Origin of the sequence: Gemmatimonas phototrophica (genome assembly GCF_000695095.2) — a bacterium.
Lineage (GTDB): Bacteria > Gemmatimonadota > Gemmatimonadetes > Gemmatimonadales > Gemmatimonadaceae > Gemmatimonas > Gemmatimonas phototrophica.
On the sequence record NZ_CP011454.1, the window covers coordinates 3,495,885 to 3,513,459 of the forward strand.

General features: G+C 63.9%; 12 protein-coding genes and 1 riboswitch. Of the genes, 4 read left to right on the forward strand and 8 right to left on the reverse strand.

Features of this window, described 5'->3' with window-relative positions; all coding sequences use genetic code 11:
• Positions 1–13: 13 nt before the first annotated feature.
• The 4 genes from GEMMAAP_RS14775 to GEMMAAP_RS14790 all read right to left on the reverse strand — a co-directional run bounded on the left by GEMMAAP_RS14775 (position 14) and on the right by GEMMAAP_RS14790 (position 4,151).
• Positions 14–1,012 (reverse strand): DUF4412 domain-containing protein, encoded by a 999-nt coding sequence (locus GEMMAAP_RS14775; protein ID WP_043579439.1) that lies wholly within the window; start codon positions 1,010–1,012, stop codon positions 14–16.
• Between the two features lie 157 nt (positions 1,013–1,169).
• On the reverse strand, positions 1,170–2,810 hold the full coding sequence (locus GEMMAAP_RS14780) for an ABC transporter permease (protein WP_026848577.1): 1,641 nt from the start codon (positions 2,808–2,810) through the stop codon (positions 1,170–1,172).
• Positions 2,807–3,739, reverse strand: a complete 933-nt coding sequence (locus tag GEMMAAP_RS14785) for an ABC transporter ATP-binding protein (protein WP_053333696.1) — start codon at positions 3,737–3,739, stop codon at positions 2,807–2,809. Before GEMMAAP_RS14785 ends, GEMMAAP_RS14780 begins: the two co-directional genes overlap by 4 nt.
• Positions 3,732–4,151, reverse strand: coding sequence for a GntR family transcriptional regulator (locus GEMMAAP_RS14790; RefSeq protein WP_026848576.1), 420 nt, complete (start codon positions 4,149–4,151; stop codon positions 3,732–3,734). Before GEMMAAP_RS14790 ends, GEMMAAP_RS14785 begins: the two co-directional genes overlap by 8 nt.
• A 104-nt stretch (positions 4,152–4,255) precedes the next feature.
• On the opposite strand from GEMMAAP_RS14790, the gene GEMMAAP_RS14795 reads away from it, so the two are divergent.
• From GEMMAAP_RS14795 to GEMMAAP_RS14805, 3 genes are all read left to right on the forward strand, one after another.
• Entirely contained in the window at positions 4,256–4,588 is a 333-nt protein-coding gene (locus GEMMAAP_RS14795; RefSeq protein WP_053333695.1) for a PadR family transcriptional regulator, read from the forward strand.
• Positions 4,588–5,202, forward strand: coding sequence for a hypothetical protein (locus GEMMAAP_RS14800; protein ID WP_026848575.1), 615 nt, complete (start codon positions 4,588–4,590; stop codon positions 5,200–5,202). Before GEMMAAP_RS14795 ends, GEMMAAP_RS14800 begins: the two co-directional genes overlap by 1 nt.
• Positions 5,203–5,283: 81 nt before the next feature.
• A complete protein-coding gene (locus tag GEMMAAP_RS14805) occupies positions 5,284–8,220 on the forward strand; it encodes a S9 family peptidase (protein ID WP_053333694.1) in 2,937 nt (978 codons plus the stop codon).
• A gap of 194 nt (positions 8,221–8,414) precedes the next feature.
• Here GEMMAAP_RS14805 and GEMMAAP_RS20630 read toward each other — a convergent pair whose 3' ends face one another.
• On the reverse strand, positions 8,415–8,564 hold the full coding sequence (locus tag GEMMAAP_RS20630; protein ID WP_158514879.1) for a hypothetical protein: 150 nt from the start codon (positions 8,562–8,564) through the stop codon (positions 8,415–8,417).
• A gap of 422 nt (positions 8,565–8,986) precedes the next feature.
• A riboswitch (cobalamin riboswitch) is annotated at positions 8,987–9,186 on the forward strand.
• Between the two features lie 196 nt (positions 9,187–9,382).
• Between GEMMAAP_RS20630 and GEMMAAP_RS14810 the strand changes: the two genes are divergently transcribed.
• On the forward strand, positions 9,383–11,812 hold the full coding sequence (locus GEMMAAP_RS14810; protein WP_075071540.1) for an ATP cone domain-containing protein: 2,430 nt from the start codon (positions 9,383–9,385) through the stop codon (positions 11,810–11,812).
• Positions 11,813–12,012: 200 nt separating this feature from the next.
• Here GEMMAAP_RS14810 and GEMMAAP_RS14815 read toward each other — a convergent pair whose 3' ends face one another.
• The 3 genes from GEMMAAP_RS14815 to GEMMAAP_RS14825 are packed head-to-tail and all read right to left on the reverse strand — an operon-like array spanning position 12,013 to position 17,522.
• Entirely contained in the window at positions 12,013–13,863 is a 1,851-nt protein-coding gene (locus tag GEMMAAP_RS14815) for a Mur ligase family protein (RefSeq protein ID WP_053333693.1), read from the reverse strand.
• On the reverse strand, positions 13,856–16,702 hold the full coding sequence (gene cphA, locus GEMMAAP_RS14820) for a cyanophycin synthetase (RefSeq protein WP_026848571.1): 2,847 nt from the start codon (positions 16,700–16,702) through the stop codon (positions 13,856–13,858). Before cphA ends, GEMMAAP_RS14815 begins: the two co-directional genes overlap by 8 nt.
• 22 nt (positions 16,703–16,724) lie before the next feature.
• A complete protein-coding gene (locus GEMMAAP_RS14825) occupies positions 16,725–17,522 on the reverse strand; it encodes a cyanophycinase (protein WP_026848570.1) in 798 nt (265 codons plus the stop codon).
• Positions 17,523–17,575: the final 53 nt, after the last annotated feature.

Here is a 17,575-nt window from a genome sequence, read left to right on the forward strand (position 1 = left end):
TACCGTCCGTCCATCAAACGGGCGGCTTCTTCTTGAGGAAGCCGCCCAGCCCGGACTTGATGGCGTCCTTCGCGCTCGGCTTCTTCTCCTCCTTCTTGCCACCTTCCGCCGCATTGAGGCTGTCCATCTTTTCGCCGATGCCGGCCATCATCTGGCTGAGATCCACCACTTCGTAGCCCTTCGGCACCTCAAACAGTGCGACATCGAGGTCGCCTTTCTTGAGTTCCGTCACTTCCATGGTGAGCGTGTCGGCCGTGACCTTTCCTTTCTTGTCTGTCTGGGTAGACCAGCTAATGGTCTTGAGCGCCATGCCCGTACGGCCGTATTCGGCGGTGTACTTCTTCATCTCGGCGGCAAGCTCCGGGTTGGTGCTCTTCACGCCGGACGCAAACGACTTGGCCCACGTTTCCATGCTCTTGGGGCTGCCCAGATCGATGCCGGTGGCAATCCACTGGTCGCTCGAATCATTCGACACGACCTTCTGATCCGGCATCATCATGGCTTTGAGTTCCATGGTGCTGGAGTAGTACGTGCGCACCTTCCGGGTCTTGTAGCCAAGGATGGGTTCACCAGTGCCCATGTCCTTGAAGCGGAACGAGGTGTTACTCACCGTCATCTTGAGCAGCGGGTTGTTCATGAGCGCACCCATACCGCTGCCAAAGGCATCGGCCGTCATGACCATGGCCTGTTTGTCCTTGGGATTCACAATGATGAATTTCCCCGTCTCCCCCTGCACAATGACGTAGCCGTTCTTCTGGCCCATGGGGGTGGTGCCTTCCACGTAGTCCATGCGGATGTTGCCATCCTGCATGCTCACGTTGGCCAGCGTGCCCTTCTTGTCGTTGGTGGCCGAGGTGATGCGGTACTTGAACGTCACGCCGGTGGCGCGTGGCGTAGAGGCTTTGGGCGGCGTGACCGGCTTGGCGGCCATGAGCAGTATGGAACCGCCGGCCAGCGTAGCAGCGCCAACCAGAGCGCGCATGGATCGCGCGCGGGAGTGCGAAGCGTTCATGGGGACCTCTTCGAGAGATAGTATCCAGTGCCGACGCTGTGTGGCGTCCGCGAAGGTGAAACGGGCTACATCTGCAAGAAGCTATGGTCTTGGGGCGCTACGGCAAGCGCATGAATTGGCGCGAGCTGTCACGGAAGCGTGCCCAGCCGTAGCGACATCATGGCGCGCCGGTTCCGAGAGCCCTTCTCACTTCGCGTCTTGGTGGGCGCCGTGGCCAATCATCCACACCGGTAATCTGGCGTACGCGGCGTCGCCCATCTTCCACCCATCGATATACCGCCAGCGACGCGTTGTGCGAACCTCGAGCGCCGAGCATCGCACGTAGCGCAGGCTGATAATCGAGCTGGTTGCTGGTAACCCAGCGAAAGGCTCCGGGGAGCACCATCCATTCAGTCGCGCCGTACTCGTTTGAGGATCCCAACAACCGTACGGTCTGCTGCCCCGAGTCGATTACGGCGAACGCAAACTCGCGATACAGTGGAGAGGTCCCACCAGCGAGACCGTTGCGATCCGGTGCGTTGTAGAAGGAGGTCCAGGCAAGTTCCAGCAAGCCGTTCCGGCCCTCGGTAAGCTGTATGGACACGGCGGAATCGCCGTACACTGGACCAAGAGCAAATGGTACGACCTTTATCCGTTCCGCGCGGTACCGTACCACTACGCCTTCGAGCGAAATGGAGCGCACCGTATCGAGCGTTTCACTGACTCGCCAATCGCCGTAGATCAGTCCGCGATCGGGTGTCAGCGACGTAGCCATCGGCTCGTCAGTACTCCATCCTGCCGTGGCAGGCATGGTAAGCGCTTCGGGGGACACTGCCAGCGGTGTGGTTGTCAAAGTGATCGAGGGGCCACCAATGCCACGTCCATCAAACGGGGTAAGTCGCAGTTGCTGCAGTTCATAGCGACGATCGCCCCGCGCCTCTGTAATGGTGAACGGCACGCGTCCTCCCACTTTTTGCCCTTGAGGTATTGAATCGAAGCGTACGGACTCGGTCATGCTCGCCGGCGCGTCTGCCGTCACCCGCACTAATGTCCTTCCGGCGTAGGCGATCGAGGGACTTCTCGTTCCGCTGAGCACCGCGAAAAACTGGCTTACGGTTGCTACAGTTCCCAGCAGCAGTGCCGTTGCAACCAGCCAGATCGGTCGCACGTGATTGACTCGTCTCCAGCTGTACAGGAAAACAAGCGCCAGCGAACTGCACAGCAGTACCGAGCCGCTGGCGTTCGTCCAAGCACTGGTGGTGAGGCCAACGGCCGCATTCGGCATACCGGTTGAGAGAAAGACCGCCGGTACCAGCAAGAACATGAGCATCAGAAAGCCGACCGACAGCAGCAGCGCGCGCGCCAGACTTCGGGTGACGGCTCCAAAGATCGCGGTGAATAGAACCGGGATGAGGTACGCCGGCACGGCCTGCCGGAGCGTAGGCACGATCAGCCGAGGGGGCATATCCATGGCGCGCCAGACAATCACTGCAGTGATCGTGGCGGCCAATACGATAAGCCCCAGTACCACCAATTTCGCCGTTCCAAACGCTCGCTCCTCGAGTGGCTTCCCCTTCCAGAATGCCGTCGGGGAGAGTGGAGAATCAGCCTGCACCACGATCACCGCCAGGCCCATTCCGACACACCAAGTGAGCAGTGGCAGGAACATCCGACTCAGCGCCGGCAAACTGTGGTAGAGCGGTTGCCCGAACATTGCGAAGGGCGTGATCGCCAACAGCGCGAGGTAGAGCATCCACCATATCGCCGTACGCCTGAGGTCAAAGCGCACAACGTGCTGCACCTGTTGGGTAAAGGTCATGACGCCGTCTCCCGGCGCGATGCCCGTGGGCCATTGGTCGCGCCAAAGGCCAGATAGAGTTCACGCAGCGACCGCGCACGCCACTGCACGTCAGTGCAGGACAATAGAAACGTCTCGGACTCTTGAACGGGGGCACTTCGATCTACCACCGCCGTCAAACGGCGGCCGGCCCGCTCCACCTGGGTCCACGCGGGCGGCCAGTGATCCGTTGTCACATCGGCAGGAATTGTGGCGTCTACCCGTTGCCACCGCGCCTGCATGGCTTCCATTGAACCCGCGACCGCAATGCGCTGCTCACGCAGAAAGGCCACGTGATCAACGAATGATTCGATCTCGCCAATGTCGTGCGTACACACCAGTGTCGTGCACTCCGCGTCGGCAGACGCCTCCAGCAGTCCACCCACCAGTTCTTCCTTCACGGCCACATCAAGGCCGGTGAAAGGTTCATCCATGAGGAGCACGTGCGGCCGCGCCGCCAAAGCACACATCAGCGATGCCTGCATGCGTTGCCCACGGGACAGGCGTGACACGCGCTGTTTCTCACTCAAGCTGAAGCGCTCCCTGAGACGCGCGGCCAACGCTGCATCCCACGCCGGATAGAGCGGCGCACAATACGATTCCAGTTGTGCCACCGTCATCCACCCCGGCAAGTCCTGCCCCTCAGCTACATACGCCATCTGCTGCCGCTGCCGCAGCGTAAGGTCGTCAACATCGGTACCAAAGAGCGCGACACGCCCGTCTTGTACCTCCTCTATTCCGGCGAGCAGGCGGAGCAGCGTGGTCTTCCCGGCACCATTGGCACCAAGGAGTGCGCAGGTGGCGCCTTGGGGCACATCGAGATCGAGGTCATGCAACACCCGCGTGCGGCCGTATTTGTGCGTGAGGCGCGCGGCGGAAATGGCGACCGCGCTGGAATGGCGGCTATTCATGTGCGTCAGTTGATGAGGGGTTCATTGGGTCTGCTCCAGAGAGCTCACGCCACCGTGCCGCAATGGCCTGACGCACGGTGGGTTCATCCACCCCCAGCCGCAGCGCTTCCACAACCAGCTGCTCCACCTGCGTGGACAGCAGCGCGGCACGGTCGGCCGCCGAGGCGTGGCTGCTGCGGGCGACTACCGTGCCGACTCCTGGGAGCACTTCCAGCAGGCCGTTGCGCACCAGCTCCGCCACCACCTTGTGCGCCGTGTTGGGGTTGATGCGCAGCGCCTGACTGAGCTCCCGGACCGACGGAAACGGCGCCCCCGGCGGCATGATGCCAGCCACCACCGCCTTGGTGGCGGCGTAGACGACCTGGCGATATGGGGACTCGCCGGGGGTCAGGGTGACCGGGAAGGGAAGCATGGAGGTGTACTATGTGTACTAGTACAGTTAACGTCAAGGAGCGAGACCATGATGCCCTGAACTCGGATCTGGTGAATTGGGCCTATTTGTTCTACAATGTATTTATGACTTTGGCCCTTCGTGGACCCTTCGAAGCCACCCTGCTCGCCACCGTGGCCGCTCTCGGCGACGGTGCCTCCGGCCTGGACGTACGACGCGTCATAGCTGAGCGCACCGGACGCAGCTACGCGGTGGGTGGCATCTATACCGGCCTCCAGCGACTCGAAACCAAGGGGTTTGTGGTGGCGCGCACTGACGAACCGCGAGCCATCCGCGGCGGCCGCACCCGCCGGCTCTTCTCCATCACCGCCATTGGCGTGCGGGCGCTCGATGACTTCCGTCACCGGGCGACGCTCTCCTGGTCGCTCCCTTCGTCCCTGACACCGGATCCCGCCTGATGCGTGCACAGCTGGCAGAACGGCTCCTCCTTTCCGTTGGGGCGCCACCGGCGTTCGTAGACGATGTGCTCGGTGATCTCGAGGAAGAGCGCGTTCATCGCGAAGCGCTCGGCCTGGGCCCGCAGAACAGGTGGTTTGTCCGCCAGATACTTGCCGCAATGCCGTATGCAATCGGCCAGGGACTTCGCACCAATCGGCTGCGCGGTGTGCTGCGTCTGCTGGAGACCAGCCTTGCCGCTTGGATGGTGGTGACCATCGCGACCGCCATCCCCATGCTGGTCGTGGCCGGCGTGTATTCCACTATGAGCGGCGAACAGTTATCGCGCTTCGCCGCGCGGCTGCCGCTTTGGCCAGGCCTTGCACTGGGGCTACTTAGCGCGGCCGCCGTGGGGTATACCGCGGCCTGGCTCGACCGTCATCGTCCGCTGCTGGTGTCGTTGACCAGCGGCGTGGTGTGGGCGGGCATCCAAAGCGCTGTGATGCTTGCCAATATCGGGCAGACGGCGGCGTGGCAGTGGGCCCTACCGTTCATCAACTTCGTCGCAGTGAGTGTCGGGGGCCTGTACCGGATGTCTCGCCATGCGCCAGCCGGCGAATCCGTCTCCATTCGTTAAAATCGTTGGCGAGCCTCGGCAGCGGATAAACGCGGACGGGGCTTCAGACGTATCTTCGGGCGTCCTTCATCAGGAGTCACGATGCATTCGTCCATCCGGCGCCACGCTGTGCGCCCTCTAGGGCTGTCTCTAGCCGCCTGCCTCGCGGCTGCCCCGGCGCTGTTCGCACAGTCGGCAGCGCCTGCCCCCCGCCCCATCACTGCCGCCGATATCTCGGCCTGGAAATCGCTGCGTGGTGCGACGCTTTCCGCCGACGGGGCCTGGTTTGGCTACATCCAGGCGCCCAACGAAGGCGACGCCGAGGTGATCATTCGGCAAACGTCGGCCGCCGGTACGGTACGGCGCTATCCCATTGGTGAACCGCCCGCGGCAGCCGGTGGGCCGGGCGGCGGCGCGGCCCCGGGGCTGCAGCTCTCTACAGATGGGAAGTGGGCAGCGATCCTGGTCTACCCCAAGGCCGCCGAACAAAAGCGATTGCGACTGGCGCGTCGCCCCATTCAGAGCAAGGCGCTGGTGGTGAATCTCGCCACGGGTGAGCAGCGCGAGTTTGAGCGCATCCGGCGCATTGGCTTTGGTGGCGATGCACCAAAGTTTCTCGCGATGCATGCGTATGGCCCCGATGCCCCGGCCGGTGGCGGTGCTGGTGGGGCCGGTGGCCCGGCGCCGGGAGCGCCGGGCATGGGCGGCAACCCGCAGGGGGGAGGCGCCGGCCGAGTTGACGGCACCGACCTGCTGCTGCACGAGTTGGGGACCGCTGCCGTGTTCAACATCGGCAACGTGGCCGACTTTGCGTTTGATGACAAAGGCCGCTGGCTGGCCTATACCATTGATGCCCGCGAGCAGGTGGGCAACGGCGTGCAGCTGCGCGACCTTTCCACCGGTGTGGTGAAGAGTCTCGATGCCGGCAAGGCGCTCTTTCGTCGTCTTGCGTGGAGCGACACCGCGGCGAGTCTCGCCTACCTCAAGGGCACGGCCGACAGCGCTGGCACCGATACCACGTGGACCGCAGCTGGCATTTCCCGCGTCGGCGCTCCCACGCAGCGCGCGGTGAGCGTTGGCGCCGGCACCGCGGTGGCGCTGCCCAACGGTATGGAAGTGAGCCCCGACCGCACGCCGCGCTGGCTCGAGGCGCAGGATGCGCTGCTCATTGGGTTGCGTGTTGCTGCCGCACCGCTCCCCAAGAGTGAACAGCTCGAAGACGACGACCGTCCCACGCTCATTCTGTGGCACCACAAGGACGCGCGCCTGCAGTCCATGCAGCTCGTGCAGGAGCAGGCCGACAAGGGCTTCTCCTTCATGGCCACGTATCTCCCGGCGTCGCAGAAGGTCGTGCAGCTCACCGACGCCACCGTCCGCACCGCCACCATTGGCGCGCGCGACGACATGCTGCTCGGCTCCGACAATAGCGCGTACGAGCGACAGACCAGCGTGGACGGCATTCAGCGCCGCGATGTCTATCTCATCAACGCGCGTACCGGAGAGAAGACGCTCGTCAAGAAAGAGGCGCGCAGTCAGGCGCAGCTTTCACCAGACAGCCGCACGGTACTGTTCTGGGATGATGGCCATTGGCAGGCGTACGATGTGGCCACCAAGGCCACGACCAACATCACCAAGAGTGCGCCGGTGTCGTTTGTCGATACGGAAGACGATCACAACGTTGACCGCCCGCCCACCCAGGTGGTGGGCTTCAGCAAGGATGGTCGTTCGGTGCTGCTGCAGGACAACTACGATGTATGGCGCGTGAGTCTGGCCGGTACCAGCCACGCGAATCTCACGGTGGACGGCCGAGCGAAGCGCATTCGCTACAGCCGGCGCATTGTGACCGATGCCCGCGAACGCGGCATCGATCTCACGAAGCCCATCTATATGGTGGCCATGCAGCACCTCACCAAGAAGGAAGCGTTCGTGCGTCTCGACCCGGCCAAGGCCGGCGCGGTGGTGCTGAGCGGGTGGCGCGATGCGCGTCTGGCCCCGCTCAAGGCGCGAGATGCCGATGTGTGGGTGGGGAGCATTCAGACGGCGGCGCGCTTTCCCGATTGGTGGCGCGTGAGCTTCGCCAACGGCACGCTTGCCGATTCGGTGCGTCTCACGGATGCCAACCCCAACATGAACGGGGTGGCGTGGTCGCCGGGCTCGCGTCTGGTGAGCTACGTAACGGAGAAGGGGGACTCGCTGCAGGGCGCGCTGTACCTGCCGGCCGGCTACCAGGAAGGCAAGTCGTACCCCACGCTCACGTTCATCTATGAGCTGCAGTCGGACAATCTGAATTCGTTTTACTCACCCACCTATTCCAGCTCCCCCAACGCGCTCATTGGCGTGCACACGTCGCGTGGCTACGCGGTGTTTCTTCCGGATATCGTGTACAAGCTCAATGATCCGGGGATGAGTGCCGTGTGGAGCGTGGTGCCGGCGGTGAAGGCGGCGATCAAGACGGGCGTCGTGGACTCGGCGCGCGTGGGACTGCACGGCCACTCGTGGGGCGGCTATCAGACCAGCTTCCTCGTCACGCAGACGAACATCTTCAAGAGTGCCGTGGCCGGCGCACCGCTCACCGACATGGTGAGCATGTACAGCTCGGTGTACTGGAACACCGGTGGCGCCAATCAGGGAATCTTCCAGAGCTCGCAGGGGCGCTTCAAGGGCAACTTCATCGAGAACAAGGATGCCTACGAGCGCAATTCCCCCAATCGCTTTGCCGACAAAGTGAAGACGCCGCTCATCATCATGCACGATGACAAGGACGGCGCCGTGGACTTCAATCAGGGGATTACGTACTACAACACGTTGCGGCAGCTGAACAAGGACGTGATTCTGCTGGAGTATGTAGGCGAGAATCACGGCCTGTCGCAGTTGCGCAACCGCCGTGACTATTCACAGCGGCTCATGGAGTACTGGGACGCCTATCTCAAGGAACAGCCGGCGCCGGAGTGGCTCAAGAACGGTATTCCGCGTCTCAAGATGGACGAGCACCTGCGCGAGCAGAAGAAGAAGCTCGAGGGGAAGAAGATCGCGATGTAATGCGGTTGGATTGGGTGGTGCAGCTGTTCACTTCACCGTGATCAGCTGCACCATCCCCTTCTCCGTTCGAGGAACTCCTTGACCCTATTTTTGGCCGGGAGTTCCAGCAGGGTCATGGCGTGCAGATCCTGCCCCACGTTGGTCAGATTGAACGTGACAATCCCGTTCTTCACCGTGGGCGGATTCTTGAAGCCCTAATCGGCGCCCTCCACCAACACATACTCCACCGTGGTGGCCACCTTGGGCAGCGCCTTGGCGGTCGCGGGGCGCGTCTGCGCCTCCAGGGGGGTGACCAGTGCGGAAATGGTGAGCGACAGAAGGGACAACAGGCTCTTGAAGCGCATCGCAACCTCGGCGATAACGTGCGGAAACGCACTACGTCCGGCGGAAAGGGTCCTACCCAACGGCCGTTGGAGGGTGCCCACGGGGCCGAGCGGTTGGAATCAAGGAGTCCCTGACAAGGCTGTCCGGCTTCACATTTCCTGACGGCAGTCGCTGGCTGTTTTCTTTGTCTCATCTTCAGGAAAACAGCCAAAAGTTCCCGGGAAAAATTGCCTTCATGTTCCGTCACTAACCCATTGTCAATAAACATCTTATCACAATTCTGCGACCACTGAAGTTTTACTCTGTCAGAGTGGCAGCGCGCCGCTCGAAAAAGAAGGCGGTTGCAATGTCAAACTGTCTCTTGACTCCCGGCCCCGAATGCCGGAAGTTGCTCCTCCTTGCTCGCCTGCACGTGTGTGGGCGGGCAAGGGTTCGCCACTGTTGTACGACATAGGGCACTGGTCACCGACCTCCTCCCCCAGGGGTCGGCGCTAAGAGGGAACCCGGCGTAACTCCGGGGCGGCCCCGCCGCTGTAAAGGACGACGAGGAAGCTTTCCGCCACTGTGCCGTGTCTGGCTCGGGAAGGCCGCTTTCGAGGACGAATCCTGAGCCAGAAGACCTGCCAGTGCCCGAGTCCGCGCGCCCCCTCGAGGGAGGGTTCGCCGGGGATCGTTGCGCCGCACCGCATTTCGAGTGCGCGCGACCCCGTTCGGGCTCCCTGCAATGTACCGCTGGGAGCTTTCGTGTTTGCCGCGACGTCGCGGCCGTCACGTACGACCGGTGAAGGTCCTCGGGGGGTGTGCCTCTCACCGCTGTATCCACCTCTGGAGAGCATTAATGACCACGTCCGTCGCCCCACGCAGCAGCGAAGTCCGCCCGACGTTCGGCAGTTACGACAACAGCGGTGTCCGCACCGTGACCGAAGTCATCAAGCGCGACGGCCGCCGGGCGCCGTGGGACCCGGAACGCATCACGCGCGCCATCGCCCTCGCCTTCTGGGCCTCGCGTCATGACGACGCCCCCAACCCGCACCACAGCGACGCCGCCCACCGCTTCGGGCTCGGCTTCACCGAGTTCGCCGACGTCTGCGAAATCACGCAGCTCGTCGTCAACACGGTCGAACGCAAGGCGCAGGAACGCACGCCCACGGTCGAGGAAGTCCAGGACATCGTCGAAATGATGATTGCCGCGCGCGGCCACTGGGATGTGGCCAAGCGCTACGTCATCTACCGCGCCCAGCGCGCCCAGGTGCGCCTCCACGCCCACGGGGAAAGCGGCCTGCAGGACTACATCTTCCTCTCGCGCTACTCGCGTTACCGGGATGACCTCGGCCGCCGCGAAACGCCGTCCGAAGCGTTCACGCGCGTCATGGACATGCACCGCGCGCACTTCGCCGACAAGCTCGACCTGCCGGTGGCCGGCTTTGGCGGACGTACGCTCAGCGCCCTCATCGACGAGACGGAATCGGCGCTGCAGCGCAAGGCCATTCTCCCCTCCATGCGCTCGCTGCAGTTTGGCGGCCAGGCCATTGAGGCGAACAACGCCCGCATGTTCAACTGCGCCTTCACGCACATGAACCGCGTGGACGCGTTCAAGGAATCGTTCTTCCTGCTCATGTCGGGCACCGGCGTGGGCTTCTCGGTCCAGAAGCATCACGTCGCGCAGCTGCCGCACTTCCCGGTGCGTGGCGCCGAGAACGAGCTCGAAGTCATTCACTACAACGTGGGTGACACGCTCGAAGGGTGGGCGGATGCGCTCGACGCGCTCGTGCACAGCTACCTCGACAACAAGAAGATCGAGTTCAACTACTCCGGCATCCGTCGTCGTGGCGCGCCGCTCCGCACGTCAGGTGGCCGGGCTCCGGGACACATCCCGCTCAAGAAAGCGCTTACCGCCGTTGAGCGTATGCTCGACAACGTGTCAGGGCGCGCGCTGCGTCCCATCGAAGTGTATGACATCCTCATGCACGTGGCCGTCGCAGTGCTCTCGGGCGGCATCCGTCGCTCGGCCACCATTTGCCTCTTCTCCGCCGACGACGACGAAATGGCGGCGGCCAAGACGGGCAACTGGTTCGAAACCAACCCGCAGCGCGGCAAGTCCAACAACTCGGCCGTGCTCGTGCGCAACGTGCACACCGAAACCGAGTTCCAGAAGCTGTTCGAGCTGCAGAAGGAATTCGGTGAGCCCGGCTTCTACTTCGTGGACGACGTGGAGTACGGCGCCAACCCGTGCGTGGAAATCGGCCTCGCGCCGTTCGCGGTGGTAGACGAGGCGGCGCAGGCCAAGCTGGCCGAGTATGGCCGCCCGGACGTGCCGCTGGGAAGCACCGTGAGCGGCTGGCAGATGTGCAACCTCACCACCATCAACGCCAACGCCTGCGAAGACGAGGCGGGCTTCCTGGCCTGCTGCCGCGCGGCAGCGTTGCTGGGCACGTTGCAGGCGGCCTACACGAACATTTCGTACCTCGGCGCCGCCACGCGCTTCATCAACGAGCGTGAGTCGCTGCTGGGCGTGAGCATCTGCGGCATTCTCGATCGTCCCTCGCTGCTGCTCAACCCGCAGACGCTCGAGCGGGGCGCCAAGGAGTGCCTCGATACCAACGCCGCGGTCGCGGAGCACCTGGGCATCCCGGCGGCGGCGCGCATTACCTGCGTGAAGCCGGAAGGCACTGCCAGCCTCGTGCTCGGCGCCGGGTCGGGCATTCACCCGCACCATGCGCGTCACTACTTCCGTCGTGTGCAGGCCGCACGCACGGAGCCGTTGTACCAGTGGTTCAAGCTCAACAACCCGCACATGACCGAGGCGTCGGCGTGGGATCCCGATACCACCGACGTGATCACCTTCCCGGTAACCGCGCCGTCGGACGCGATTCTCCGCAAGGATGTGGGTGCGGTGCAGTTCCTCGAGTACGTGCGGCTCGTGCAGCAGCATTGGGTAGTGGCCGGCCGTCGTCATGAGAGCTATAACCCCGGCCTGCACCACAACGTCTCCAACACCGTCACCGTGCGCGACGACGAGTGGGACGCGGTGCAGCAGTTCATCTTCGAGAACCGTGGCTACTTCACGGGCATCTCGCTGCTGCGGGAAACGGGTGACAAGGTGTACACGCAAGCGCCGCGCGAAGAAGTGACGACCGAGATGGACATGGCCAAGTGGAACGCGCTGGTCTACAACACGGTCGACTACACCGCGCTGTGGGAAGGCACCGACATGACCACGCTGGCCGACACGGTGGCCTGTGCCGGTGGGGCGTGCGAGATCATCTGATCAGCCTGCGCTGATCGGAGTACGGCGAAGGGGAGCAGCCTTGGTGGTTGCTCCCCTTTTTGTACCTCGGATGCCTTGGTTGCGTCGGATGTCTTCGTGTGATCGGTTCACGATTCTCGCGCAAGGGCGGCATTGGTGAACTGATGGCACGAAGGCATCCAAGACATCAAGGGCATCCAAGGTTCAACCCAACTCAGCCCCTACAACGGCGCCAGCGGCTCCCCCGCGTACCAGCCCTGCGCCTCCAAGGCATTCAGGAGCGCGTCCACCACCTCTTTCTGCGCATGCGTGGGCAACACCAGCAGATCACCCGGCTGCGCCCACGCCAGCGCCGCGCGTACCGCGTCCAGCTCACTCGGCCACTCACTAATGACATCGGCCGGCGCACCGGCCTCCAGCAACGCCGCTCGCAATACGCGCGTCACGTCACCCGGTTCGCGGCCACGCAGCATTTCCGGCATCTCCTTCAGGAACACGCGGTCGTAGCGCGCACTGGCCCACGCCGCCTGCGCCAGCGCCACCAGCTGTGCGTCGTCGCGGTTGCCGGCCTGACCCAACACCAGCAACCGCCGAGCGGCCGGAATGGCCATGGCCGTGGCCCCCAGCACGCGCATCCCGTCAGGGTTGTGCGCATAATCCACCAGCACAGTGACATCGCCCAGTACTCGGCGATGCAAGCGCCCCGCATTATCGCCCGCATCGGCACCAAACGTGTGCAGCGCTCGATGCACGGCGGCAAACGGAACACCCGCCACACTGGCCGCGAGCGACGCCGCCAGCGCGTTCTCCACGTTATGCGGCGCCAGCCCGTTCAACGTGAGCGGCATGTGGAGCAACGCGCCGGCATCGCTCCACACCCCCTGCTCCGCCAGCATCAGGCGGCCGTCGCACACCACGGCCCCATACCCGTGCAACTGCACCCCACGCTGCACCAGCGGATGCGCGGCGTCCTGACTGAACCAGGCCACCGCATTGGGATGCTCGCGTTCCATGGCCGCGCCAAGGGCCCGCAGATGTTCGTCGTCGGCGTTGAGCACCAGCAATGCATCAGGTACCAGAATGCGGGCCACGGTGGCCTTCACTCGCGCCAGATCGCCCAGCGACTCCACCCCATACTCACCAAAGTGGTCGGCGCTGATGTTGGTAATGACCGCCGCATGCGCTCGGCTGGTGGCCAGTCCACGGCGTAGCATCCCGCCACGCGCCGTCTCCAGTACCGCCGCCTGCACGGCACGATCACGCAGTACCAACCGCGCGCCGCCGGGCCCGGTGTAGTCACCCTCAGCCAATTCACGCGTCCCAATGTCATCGTGCACAAACACCCCATCACTGCACGACAACCCCACCGTGACACCCGTCGCGCGCCACATGGCAGTTACCAGGCGGGTAGTGGTGGTTTTGCCATTGCTGCCGGTTACCAGCACCACAGGTACGTCAGCCACGGTGTACCAGGTGACCAGTTCGGCCACGGGGACACGGTCCAACGGCCAGCTAAGCCCGTAAACGCCGCTACCGACGCTGACCATGTCCTCATCGAGCTGCCATGAGCAGCCGCGCTTTGTGGCCTCCGCCACCACGGCGCAGGCAGCCACGAGTGGCGCACGTTCATTGTCGTAGCGAGTGCGCAACGCGTCATGCACCGTTGGCGTAGACGATAGCAGCCACGCCGCCGCGTCGGCATCACCATCCTGACTGCGCACCCACAACTCCGCCCGTACCCACGCCTGCTCTGCCACGGTGGTAGCCGTCATGAGCCCATCCAGCGGCGCCGCCAGAAAGCACACACTCAGCACGCCATGCTGCTGCGCATTGGGTGAGCCGGATGGCCACCCCAGTGCGTCGCACAGCACGCGCACCTCGCGGGGCCACTGTTCGAGGGCGCGGCGATCGATTGCTTCGGCGTTGCGTACCTCAAGCACCGCACCCGGCTGCTCACTCCACCAGTTCGCGCCCGTCAACCGCCGACTGTCGAGAATGGTGGGTGTCGGGTACTCCTCGTCGTTGGCCAGCACGGCAGAGAGCGGTGCCGGGAGCGCAGGGCGCTCAGTCATTCGACTCCGGCTTCAAGATCACACCACGTCCATCCTGCATGACCAGCACTTCCTCGCCCCCGCTGCGCCAGCGGGATACGGGAAGGTCGGGAATGATCGTGGGCGGGCGATCGTCGTCGGCCGGCGCTTCTTCGGTAACGGCCGCACGCGGCACCGAGCGTGCGGCCCTCGGCGCGGCAAAGGCGCCGTGCCCTTCGGCCCGGAAGTTCACGATCTGCTTCCATCCACGCGCCAGCGCATCGGCGAAGATCAGCACGAGGTCCCCAGGCTGCGCCATTTCCAGGACCGCGTTGATCGCTTCCTGCTCGTCGATGATGATCGTGATGGCCTCTGGCGACACGCCGTTGGCCACGAGCCCATCGCGCAACAGCTCCGGTACTTCGCTGGGACCACGGCCGCGCGGCGAGTCGTCGCGGCGGCAGAGGTAGTGATCGAAGCGTGCGTGAGCGGCCGCCGCGGCAATCGCGAGAATGTCTTCGTTGCGGCGGTCACCCGGCGCCGACAGCACACACAGGCGACGCCCAACCGGACGCAAACGATTGACGAGATCGCACAGCGCCGTGATGGCGTGCGCATTGTGACCGTAGTCGAAGAGCACCTTGAACGGATGCTGGTCGTACACGTTCAAGCGGCCCGGCGCCTGGAAGAACGTCGTGTCGAAGGTGCGGAGGCCATGACGAATGTCTTCGAGACGCACGCCCATGGCGTAGGCCATCGCCGCCGCGAACATCGCGTTCTGCACGTTGAACGTGGCGCGTCCTTCGAGCGTGGCCGGAATGAGATGCGTCCAGAGCAGCGGAATGTGCTTCTCGCCGTCGTAGATGGTGATCATCTGTCCGTTCACACCACCTTCGAGTGCCACCGCACAACCGCCCGCGCGAATGTGCTCGCGCACCAGCTCGTGCTGCGGGTCGAGCGTCACGTAGCACACGCGCCGCGCCTTGGTGTACGCGCCCATGCGCAGGACAAGCGGGTCGTCGGCGTTGAGCACGGCCGTATCGGTGGCGATCTCCACCACAGTGCGCTTGATCTCGGCCAGCTGCTCCAGCGTGTCGATGCCCTTCTGCCCCAGGTGGTCGGGCTGAATGTTGAGCACCGCGCCCACGTCTACGTGACGCATGGCCATGCCGGCACGCAGCAGACCGCCGCGCGCCGTTTCGAGCACCGCGACTTCCACCGCCGGGTCACGCAACACAATGCGCGCACTGGTGGGGCCGGTCATGTCCCCTTCCACCGTGCGCTGGCCGTCGATGTAGACGCCGTCGGTGGTGGTGAGCCCAACGCGCTTGCCGGCCAGCTTGTGAATGTGCGCCAGCAGGCGCGACGTGGTGGTTTTACCGTTGGTGCCCGTAATGGCCGCAATGGGAATGGTGGTGGCCACCCCCGGCGGGAAAAGCATATCAAGCACGCGCCCCGCCACATCGCGTGGCCGCCCTTCACTGGGGGCCATGTGCATGCGGAAGCCGGGCGCCGCGTTCACTTCGCAAATGGCGCCACCAATATCCTTGTACGACTGCGTGATGTCGGGGGTGAGAAAGTCCACGCCACCCACATCAAGCCCGATGGCCTTGATCGCGCGCACGGCCATTTCGGCGTTGTCGGGGTGCACCACGTCTGTCATGTCGGCGGCCGTACCGCCGGTGGACAGATTGGCGGTGAGACGCAGATACACATCTTCACCCGCTGGCGGCACCGTATCCGGCGTGTATCCCAACTTCTCGAGCAGACCGAGGGCCTGCTCATCGAGCGCCAGCATGGTGAGCACCTTCTCGTGCCCAATGCCACGCCGCGGATCACTGTTCACGATCTCCACCAGCTGCGCAATGGTGTGCACGCCATCGCCCACTACCTTGCCGGGTTCGCGCTTGCTGACCGCGACGAGCTCACCATCCACCACCACCATGCGATGGTCATGGCCGGTGATGAAGCTCTCCACGATTACGCTGCGCGAATGCTCCTGCGCGCGCGCAAAGCCGGCCCGCACATCATCGGCGGTGGCCAGTCCAATGCTCACGCCGCGACCGTGGTTGCCGTTGTACGGCTTGGTCACCACCGGATACCCAATGCGTTCGGCGGCGGCCACCGCACGCTCAGCCGTTTGCACCAATCGCTGACGTGGTACCGGTAACCCCAAGTGCGACAGAATGCGGTTGGTCTCTTCTTTGTCCGACGCCAGCTCCACCGCAATGTGCGACGTGCGCCCGGTAATGGTGGCCTGAATGCGCTGCTGACGCACTCCGTAGCCGAGCTGAATGAGGCTCTGCTCGTTGAGACGCAGCCACGGGATGTCGCGGTCTTCGGCGGCCTTGACCAGGCTGGCCGTGCTGGGTCCCAGGGCCCGTCGCTGCGCGTAGCGAATGAAGCCATCGCGGCGTTCGGCCAGATCGAACGACGGATCAAACGACGCACTGCGCAGCTCTGCCGGGAGGAGCGACTGCAGCAGATCCAGCGCCACATCGGTGGCTTCCAGCCCCACGTCTTCCTGTTCGTATTCGAACACCACGTCGTACACGCCGGCCTGCGTGGTCTCGCGGGTCTTGCCGAACGTGACATGGGCGCCCGCCACATTCTGCAACTCGATGGCGACATGCTCCAGCACATGCCCCAGCCAGGTGCCGTCGTCTTCGGTCATGCGGCGCACGAAGCCCCCCGGCTCACCGTACGAGCAGCCGTGTTCGCGCAGGCCGGGCAGTGCGTCCAGCAGCGCCGACACGAAGTCGTCGCCAAGTTTGACCGTTGGCCACGCTTCCAGCACTCCGAGGTCAAGCACCAGCCGAATGACAGGAAAATGTGCGTAGTGGCTGGGCCCTACGTATACGGAGCGATCAAGAATGCGCATGGCCTAACGCGGCAAAAGGGAGCTACACAGCGCATGCCGCGGCGGGTACCGCGACATGCGTGTGCAGGTTGTACGTCGAGCCGGCGCTCAGCACCGTGATGCGCATACCTACCACTTCAATCGGTTCACCAGGTACCGCGTGCGCCACCGAGCAGTACTCCACATGCGTGGGGTCCACGATCGTCACGGCACCGGTGCCCATGATATCCACCGTATCGTCAGGACCAATGAACGCCGCGGTGTCTTCGTCTACCCCGAGGCCCAGGCAGAACGGATTGTAGGCAAGTGCCGTGAGCAATCGTCCCAGCCGATCACGCTGGCGGAAATGCTGATCGACAATGATGCGGTTGCTCAGCCCCAACCCGGCACACATGTGCACCATGCCCACGCGGGGCGTACTGCCTTCGTCGCCCCAGGCAATCATGTGCTCGCTCATGTACGCGGCACCGGCGCTGGTGCCGGCAATGGGAACGCCGTTGGCGTTCAGCTCACGCAGCAAACGCGCCACGGGAGTGCCCCCTAAAATGCTCGAGAGCTTGAGCTGACTACCGCCGGTGAGAAACACACCGGTCGCGTCGCCGAGCCACTGCAGCCAATCCTGGTCGTCGCAATCCGAGCGACGCTCGAAATTGAACGCCTTGGCAGCACGCACGCCCTGCCGCTGGAAGATGCGCTCGTAGTACGCCCCCATATCCGGCTCACTGGAGGCGGTGGGGATAATCGCAATGCGGGCCTGGTCGCCTCCCGCCAGAGCGATGAACCGCTCGATGATGGCGGGCGACATGAGCTTGCCGCCAATGGGGATGATCCAACCGCGCATGCGATGGGTCCGTGGAGATGGAAAAGGAGCGCTGCTGCTCAAAGCTAACGGCG

Excerpts from the sequence above, each read along its gene's own strand:
- GEMMAAP_RS14775 (WP_043579439.1), bottom strand. The coding sequence starts at position 1,012 with ATGAACGCTTCGCACTCCCGCGCGCGATCCATGCGCGCTCTGGTTGGC.
- GEMMAAP_RS14780 (WP_026848577.1), bottom strand. The coding sequence starts at position 2,810 with ATGACCTTTACCCAACAGGTGCAGCACGTTGTGCGCTTTGACCTCAGG.
- GEMMAAP_RS14785 (WP_053333696.1), bottom strand. The coding sequence starts at position 3,739 with ATGAATAGCCGCCATTCCAGCGCGGTCGCCATTTCCGCCGCGCGCCTC.
- GEMMAAP_RS14790 (WP_026848576.1), bottom strand. The coding sequence starts at position 4,151 with ATGCTTCCCTTCCCGGTCACCCTGACCCCCGGCGAGTCCCCATATCGC.
- GEMMAAP_RS14795 (WP_053333695.1), top strand. The coding sequence starts at position 4,256 with ATGACTTTGGCCCTTCGTGGACCCTTCGAAGCCACCCTGCTCGCCACC.
- GEMMAAP_RS14800 (WP_026848575.1), top strand. The coding sequence starts at position 4,588 with ATGCGTGCACAGCTGGCAGAACGGCTCCTCCTTTCCGTTGGGGCGCCA.
- GEMMAAP_RS14805 (WP_053333694.1), top strand. The coding sequence starts at position 5,284 with ATGCATTCGTCCATCCGGCGCCACGCTGTGCGCCCTCTAGGGCTGTCT.
- GEMMAAP_RS20630 (WP_158514879.1), bottom strand. The coding sequence starts at position 8,564 with ATGCGCTTCAAGAGCCTGTTGTCCCTTCTGTCGCTCACCATTTCCGCA.
- GEMMAAP_RS14810 (WP_075071540.1), top strand. The coding sequence starts at position 9,383 with ATGACCACGTCCGTCGCCCCACGCAGCAGCGAAGTCCGCCCGACGTTC.
- GEMMAAP_RS14815 (WP_053333693.1), bottom strand. The coding sequence starts at position 13,863 with ATGACTGAGCGCCCTGCGCTCCCGGCACCGCTCTCTGCCGTGCTGGCC.
- cphA (WP_026848571.1), bottom strand. The coding sequence starts at position 16,702 with ATGCGCATTCTTGATCGCTCCGTATACGTAGGGCCCAGCCACTACGCA.
- GEMMAAP_RS14825 (WP_026848570.1), bottom strand. The coding sequence starts at position 17,522 with ATGCGCGGTTGGATCATCCCCATTGGCGGCAAGCTCATGTCGCCCGCC.